The organism is Kitasatospora sp. NPDC018619 (genome assembly GCF_044391605.1).
Lineage (GTDB): Bacteria > Actinomycetota > Actinomycetes > Streptomycetales > Streptomycetaceae > Kitasatospora.
This window is the reverse complement of record NZ_JBISAI010000013.1, coordinates 261,081-268,398: the sequence shown is the minus strand read 5'-3', so window position 1 is coordinate 268,398 and position 7,318 is coordinate 261,081. Positions and strand designations below refer to the sequence as shown.

4 protein-coding genes and 1 pseudogene are annotated in these 7,318 nt (G+C 75.1%); 2 read left to right on the top strand and 3 right to left on the bottom strand.

The annotated features are described in order from the left end of the window. Positions 1-94: pseudogene (locus tag ACH5AR_RS22310) on the top strand (ATP-binding protein); the annotation flags it as partial. Positions 95-211: 117 nt separating this feature from the next. On the opposite strand, the gene cimA reads toward ACH5AR_RS22310, so the two are convergent. The 3 genes from cimA to ACH5AR_RS22295 all read right to left on the bottom strand — a co-directional run bounded on the left by cimA (position 212) and on the right by ACH5AR_RS22295 (position 4,518). Next, positions 212-1,816, bottom strand: coding sequence for a citramalate synthase (gene cimA / locus ACH5AR_RS22305; protein WP_396303197.1), 1,605 nt, complete (start codon positions 1,814-1,816; stop codon positions 212-214). A gap of 366 nt (positions 1,817-2,182) precedes the next feature. Next, positions 2,183-3,295 carry a branched-chain amino acid aminotransferase gene (locus ACH5AR_RS22300; RefSeq protein ID WP_396303196.1) on the bottom strand — a complete coding sequence of 371 codons (1,113 nt, stop codon included), beginning with the start codon at positions 3,293-3,295 and terminating at the stop codon, positions 2,183-2,185. Between the two features lie 185 nt (positions 3,296-3,480). Beyond that, entirely contained in the window at positions 3,481-4,518 is a 1,038-nt protein-coding gene (locus tag ACH5AR_RS22295; RefSeq protein ID WP_396303195.1) for a 3-isopropylmalate dehydrogenase, read from the bottom strand. A 305-nt stretch (positions 4,519-4,823) separates the two neighbouring features. On the opposite strand from ACH5AR_RS22295, the gene ACH5AR_RS22290 reads away from it, so the two are divergent. Then, positions 4,824-7,310, top strand: a complete 2,487-nt coding sequence (locus tag ACH5AR_RS22290) for a YfhO family protein (protein ID WP_396303194.1) — start codon at positions 4,824-4,826, stop codon at positions 7,308-7,310. The last annotated feature ends 8 nt before the right edge of the window (positions 7,311-7,318 follow it).

The window sequence follows — 7,318 nt, the reverse complement described above, 5'->3', positions numbered from 1 at the left end:
CCCCGTCATCACCCTCGACGCCCGCCGACGCGACAGCGCCAAGAGCGCCCTCATCACCCTCGTCGAACACGCCCTCCTCGCCCGGCTCCGCTGAGTGCGCAGCCCGTGCCGGGCCGAAGGGCCGCAGCGGCCCGGTGGCGAACGTGCGCGTGACCGTGGCCCGCGGGACCCCTGACCGGGCTCCGCGGGCCGTCGGCGTGCCGGGGCACCGTCAGTCGGTCGGCTCCAGGCCGGCCCGGATCAGGCCGTAGGTGTACGCGTCCTCCAGCGCCAGCCAGGAGGCGGCGACCACGTTGTCGGCGACGCCCACCGTCGACCAGGTGACGGTGCCGTCGGTGGACTCGATCAGCACCCGGGTCTTGGAGCCGGTGCCGTGCTGGCCCTCCAGGATGCGGACCTTGTAGTCCACCAGCTCGAAGGTGGCCAGCGGCGGGTAGATGCCCTCCAGGGCCGCCCGCAGCGCCTGGTCCAGCGCGTTGACCGGGCCGTTGCCCTCGCCGGTGGCGATCCGGCGCTCGCCCTTGGCCCACAGCTTGACGGTCGCCTCGTTGCCCGTGAAGCCCTTCGGGCCCTGCTCGCTGATGGTCCGCCAGGACTCCAGGGCGTAGAAGCGGTCCCGGGTGCCGCGCACCTCGTCGCGCAGCAGCAGCTCGAAGGAGGCGTCGGCGGACTCGTAGGTGTAGCCGAGGTTCTCCTGCTCCTTCACCTTCGCCACCACCCGGCCGGCCAGGTCCCGGTCGCTGGAGAGGTCGTAGCCGAGCTCCTTGCCCTTGAGCTCGACGGAGGCGCGGCCGGCCATGTCGGAGACCAGCATCCGCATGGTGTTGCCGACCCGCTCGGGGTCGATGTGCTGGTACAGGTCCGGGTCGACCTTGATCGCGGAGGCGTGCAGGCCCGCCTTGTGGGCGAAGGCCGAGAACCCGACGTACGGCTGGTGGGTGGACGGGGTCAGGTTGACCAGCTCGGCAATCGCGTGCGAGATCCTGGTCATCTCGGCCAGCCGGCCCGCGGGCAGCACCCGGCGGTCGTACTTGGTCTCCAGCGCGCCGACCACCGGGAACAGGTTGGCGTTGCCGACCCGCTCGCCGTAGCCGTTGGCGGTGCACTGCACGTGGGTCGCGCCGGCGTCCACCGCGGCCAGGGTGTTGGCCACCGCGCAGCCGGTGTCGTCCTGGGCGTGGATGCCGAGCCGGGCGCCCGTCCTGGCGAGCACCTCGGCGACGGTCTCCCGCACACCGGCCGGCAGCATCCCGCCGTTGGTGTCGCAGAGCACCACCACGTCCGCGCCGGCCTCGTGGGCGGTGCGGACCACGGACACGGCGTACTCGGGGTTCGCCCGGTAGCCGTCGAAGAAGTGCTCGCAGTCGATGAACACCCGCCGGCCCCGGGAGCGCAGGAACTCGACGCTGTCCCGGACCATCTCCAGGTTCTCGTCCAGGGTGGTGCGCAGCGCGAGCTCCACGTGCCGGTCGTGGGCCTTGGCCACCAGGGTGACCACCGGGGCGCCGGAGGCGACCAGCGCGGCCAGCTGGGGGTCCTCCGCAGCCTTGCCGCCGGCCCGGCGGGTGGCGCCGAAGGCGACCAGCCGGGCGTGCCGCAGCTCCAGCTCGGCGGCGGCGCGGGCGAAGAACTCGGTGTCGCGCGGGTTGGCGCCGGGCCAGCCGCCCTCGATGAAGCCGACCCCGAAGTCGTCCAGGTGCCGGGCGATGGCCAGCTTGTCCGCCACCGTCAGGTTGATGCCCTCCCGCTGCGCGCCGTCGCGCAGGGTGGTGTCGAACACGTGGAAACTGTCGTCGGTTCGGGTGACCTCGGTCATGACCCCTGGTGCTCCGTTTCGGGGAGGTTGGGTACTGCTCTGCCGGACTTTCCGTCCCGGCTCCACTGTCCATGGTCCCGCGCGCGCCCCGGTGTCCCCGGGCCCCTTGTGGGGGCCCTCGGCCGGTCCGGGAAACAAAAAGACCCCTCGCGGGTGCGAGAGGTCTGCGCGCGGGTCTGGACGCTCGTGGTCGCTCCGCATCGGGTCGAGCGGAAGCGGTCACTGCGGACCGGCGCGCCTGCTGCCAATAATCAGCGAAAGCGAGGACACGCTCGCAGTCTGGCACAGCCCTCCGGGATCCGGCCCGCCCGTCTCGCGATGCGGAACGGGCGGGCCGGAGCCGGGCGCGGCCGGGGGGGCGCCGGGTCAGACGATCCGGTGCAGCCAGTGGTGGGTGTCCGCGGTCCGGCCGCCCTGGATCGACAGCAGCGCCTCGCGCAGCTCCATGGTGACCGGGCCGGGCTCGCCGGTGCCGACGGTCCAGTCCGCGGCGGCGGACTTCACCGAGCCGACCGGGGTGATGACGGCGGCGGTGCCGCAGGCGAAGACCTCGGTCAGGGTGCCGTCGGCGTTGGCCTGCTGCCACTCGTCGGTGGAGATCCGGCGCTCCTCGACGGCGTAGCCGAGGTCGGCGGCCAGCCGGAGCAGCGAGTCGCGGGTGATGCCGGGCAGCAGGGCGCCGGACAGCTCCGGGGTGACGATCTTCGCGTCCCGGCCCTCGCCGAAGACGAAGTACAGGTTCATGCCGCCCATCTCCTCGACCCACCGGTGCTCGGCGGCGTCGAGCCAGACCACCTGGTCGCAGCCCTTCTCGGCGGCCTCGGCCTGGGCGACCAGCGAGGCGGCGTAGTTGCCCGCGCACTTGGCGGCGCCGGTGCCGCCGGGGGCGGCCCGGACGTACTCCTTGGACAGCCAGACCGAGACCGGCTTGATGCCGCCCTGGAAGTAGGCGCCGGCCGGCGAGGCGATGATCATGAAGAGGTAGGAGGAGGCCGGGCGGACGCCCAGGCCGACCTCGGTGGCGAACATGAACGGGCGCAGGTAGAGGCTCTGCTCCGGCTCGTTCGGCACCCAGTCCCGCTCCTGGCGCACCAGCAGCTCGACGGCCTCGACGAAGGTCTCCACCGGCAGCTCCGGCATCGCCAGGCGGCGGGCCGAGGCCTGGAAGCGGGCGGCGTTGGCCTCCGGGCGGAAGGTCGCGATGGAGCCGTCGGCCTGGCGGTAGGCCTTCAGGCCCTCGAAGATCGCCTGGCCGTAGTGGAGGGTCATGTTCGCCGGGTCGATCTCCAGCGGCGCGTACGGCACCAGCTGGGCGTCGTGCCAGCCGACGCCCTCGGTCCAGCGGATGGTGACCATGTGGTCGGTGAAGACCCGGCCGAAGCCGGGGTTGGCCAGCCGGGCCTCGCGCTCCGCTGCGGGCAGCGGGTGGGCGGAGGGCTTGAGGTCGAACGTGATGGGCGCCTGGGTGGCCGTGCTCATGGCTGTTTCCTTCACCGTGGGGTTGGTCCGGGCCGCCACCGCCGCAGATACGTTTCGGCGAAGGATTTCACCGGTTCGGACGCACAACGGCACGGCCCACTGTCGATACTCGCATCCAGAGGGCCGTGCCGAACAGCTGCCCGACCCTTTTCCGGGGCCGCGAGCTGCGGTGCTGCGGTCCGGCCTCAGCCGGCTACTCGGGTGGCGAGCGCGTCGCCGACCTGGGAGGTGCTGCGGGCGCCGGAGCGCTCCGCCAGGTCCGCCGCGACGGCGGCCTCGATCCGGGCGGCCTCGGCGTCGAAGCCGAGGTGCGCCAGCAGCATCGCGACCGACAGCACCGTGGCGGTCGGGTCGGCCTTGCCCTGGCCGGCGATGTCCGGCGCCGAGCCGTGCACCGGCTCGAACATGGACGGGAACTCGCCGCCCGGGTTGATGTTGCCGCTCGCGGCCAGGCCGATCCCGCCGGTGACGGCGGCGGCCAGGTCGGTCAGGATGTCGCCGAACAGGTTGTCGGTGACGATGACGTCGAACCGCTCCGGCTGGGTGACGAAGAAGATGGTCGCCGCGTCGACGTGCAGGTAGTCGGTGGTGACCTCGGGGAACTCCCGGCCGACCTCGGCGAAGATCCGCGTCCACAGGTGCCCGGCGTGCACCAGCACGTTGTTCTTGTGCACCAGGGTGAGCTTCTTGCGCGGCCGCGCCTGCGCCCGGCGGTAGGCGTCCCGCACCACGCGCTCGATGCCGTACGCGGTGTTCAGGCTGACCTCGGTGGCCACCTCCTGCGGCGTCCCGGTGCGCAGCGAGCCGCCGTTGCCGACGTACGGGCCCTCGGTGCCCTCGCGGACGACCACGAAGTCGATCTCCGGCTGGCCGGCCAGCGGGGAGTCCACCCCGGGGAAGAGCCGGCCCGGCCGCAGGTTGATGTGGTGGTCGAAGGCGAACCGCAGCTTGAGCAGCAGCCCCCGCTCCAGCACGCCCGACGGCACGCTCGGGTCGCCGATGGCGCCCAGCAGGATCGCGTCGTGCGACTTCAGCTGCGCCAGCACGTCGTCCGGGAGCGTCTCCCCGGTCCGGTGGTAGCGCCGGGCGCCGAGGTCGTACTCCGTGGTCTCCAGCTTCACGTCGGCGGGAAGCGCGGCACCCAGGACCTTGAGGCCTTCGGCCACCACTTCCTGGCCGATGCCGTCACCGGGGACAACTGCGAGACGAATGGTCCGAGACATGCTCGGACCCTACTCCGGCGTCCCATCCACTGACACCTGGCGTCCACGATGCGGACGGGACACCGTTGGCGCCGTACCTCCCTGCCCGGAAGCGCGGCTGACGGGGCGCAAGGACTGCCGAAGAGCTGCTCCTCGGCCCGGCCGGCATCGCGGGGTCGATGTCGCCCTCCAGGTTGTCACCGCGGCAGTCGCGGCCCCGGCACGGCCACCACTTCACTCCTTCGGGGGGCGCGGGTGACGCGGCGGGCGCCAGGGGCGTGCTTAGGGTGGCGGGATCCGGGCGGAGTGCGGGGAACGGGGTGCGGATGGGCGAGCGGCGGCGGGAGCTGCTGGTCTGCGGGGGTGCGGCGGGGCTGGCCGTGGCCGGGTACGGCCTGGCGGCGGCGGTGCGCGGGCGGTGGCCGGCCGGGGCGGAGGCGGTCGCCGTGCCGTACCACGCCCACCTGTGGGACCTGCTGCACGGGCAGGCCGCCGGGGACCTGTTGGTCGACTGGAACAGCGGCTACGGCGCGCCGTTCCTGGCGGACTTCTTCGCCTACCTGATGAACCCCTTCTCCTGGCCCACCGCCCTACTGCCCCGTGACCAGGGCCGGCTCGCCGTCCTCCTGGTCACCCTGGCCACCATCGGCCTGGGCACCGCCCTGATGGCGCGGCTGCTCGGCCGCCTCCACCCCGGCCCGCGCCCGCTGCGGGCCTTCGCCGCCGTCGGGTACGGGCTGTGCGCCTGGGTGCTGGACGTCGGCGGAGCCGCCCCGATGTGGCTCTGGGGCCTGGTCTCGCTGCCGCTGCTCGGCCTGGCCGCGGACTGGTGCCTGCGCGAGCGGCACTGGGTGGCCGGCGCGCTGTGCGTCGCGCTCGCCTGGGCGGGCAACCTGTACACCGCCGCCCTGGCCACCCTGGCGGCCGGGCTGCTGTTCGCCGTCCGGCTGTCCGCCGCCCCGCTCCCGCTGCGCCACCGGGTGCGCGCCACCGGCCGGGCCGTCACCGCGGCCACCGCCGGGGTGCTGCTGGCCTCCCCCGTGCTGTTCGTCGCCGTCCGGGCCGCCCGCCGGGCCCAGCCGGAGTCCCCGGTCGAGCCGCTCGGCCCGTCCGACCTCGGCGCCCACCTCGGCCGGCTGCTGCCCGCCACCCACGGCGGGCAGCGGCTGCCGGACGTGGCGATCGGCGTCTTCGGCCTTCTGGTGGTGTGCGGGCTGCCGTTCAACCGGCGGGTGCGGGCGCGGGAGCGCGCCGTGTGGTGCACGGCGCTGGTGCTGGTCGCGGCCGGCTTCCTGTGGACCCCGACCGTCCTGGTCTGGCACGGCCTGGCGATCCCGGCCGGCGGGCCGTACCGCGTCGCGTTCGTCCTCAGCGGGCTGCTGGTGCTGGCGGGCTGGGTCTCGCTGGCGCACCGCCCGGACCTGCTCACCGTGCTGGGCGGGGCCGCCGTGGTGGCGGTGGTCGCCGGCCTGGCGGCGGGCCGGCCCGCGGTGCGCCCGGCCACCTGGGTGCTGCTCGGCGCCGGCGGCGCCGTCCTGTCGGCCGCGCTGTGGCTGCTGGAGCGCCGGCCCGCCGACCGGCGGACGAACGCCCTCGCCACCTGGGTGATCGGCGGGGCGGTGCTGGGCAACGCCGTCTGGTCGGGGTACGCGGCGCTCGGCGCGGCCCCCTCGGCCGGCCCCTCCCCGGCGGCCGTCCGGGCCGGGCACGCGGCGCTGCGCGCGGCGGAGCACTGGCCGAACGGCCGCGCCGACCCCGGCCCGCACGCCTTCGGCCCCAACGACCCGCTGCTGCTGAACGGCCAGGGCGGCGGCTGGTTCAGCGCCTACCTGCCGACCGTCACCGCCCTGCTGCTGCACGACCTCGGCGCGGGCTGGACGGCCGGCGGACGGCAGACCGGGAGCGTCACCGACCCGGTCGGGCAGGCCCTGTTCGGCGTGCGCACCCACCTGGACGACGGGCCGCCCCCGTACGGCTTCGCCCCCGTCCGGGCGGCCGCCGCGGCGCCGCTGGTCACCGTGCTGCCCCCGGGGGCCCGCACGGAGACCTCCTCGGTCTGGGCCCGGCAGGAGTCGCTGCTCGGCAGCCAGGTGTACGACGCGCCGCTGCCCGTCCCGGCGGGCGGGCCGGCGCCCGCGCTGCACGGCACCAGCGGCTGGTCGGTGCCGGCCGGCGGCGGGGGCACCGTGTTCACGGCCGCCTGCACGCCGGGCGCCACGGCCTACTTCCACGGGGTCTGGTACCGGGGCACGGTCAGCGGCCTCGGCACCGAGTACCGCAGCGACGGCGAGCAGCCCACCACGGCCGTGCCGATCCACCGGCTGGGGACCGTCCCCGCGGACGGGGTGGTCCGGGTGACGCTGCGCTCGGAGGTGGTGAGCCAGGTGCCCGCCCGGCCGATCGGCTGCCTGCGGGCCGGCGCCCTGGAGGCCGCCGTCGCCCGGCTCGCCGCCACCGGCGCCACCCGGGTCGAGGCCGGCGGGCACACCCTGGCCGCGGACCTCCCGGCCGGCTCGACCGGCACCGCGCTGGTCTCCGTGCCGGCCACCGAGGGCTGGACCTGCGCGGTGGACGGCGGCCGCCGCGCCGAGCCCGTCCCGGTGCTCGGCATGATCGGTGTCCCGCTGGGCGGCGGCGCCTCCCGGATCGCCTGCGCCTTCCGCCCGCCCGGTCTGACCGAGGGCCTCACCGTCGCCTCCGCCACCGCCGCCGCGCTCGTCCTGGTGGCCCTCTTCGCCCGGTTCTCGCGCCGCCCCGCCCGCCCGCCGCGGCGCGAGCGCCGCCGGGCGGCGCGGGACGCCCGGGACGCGTGAGGGGGGCG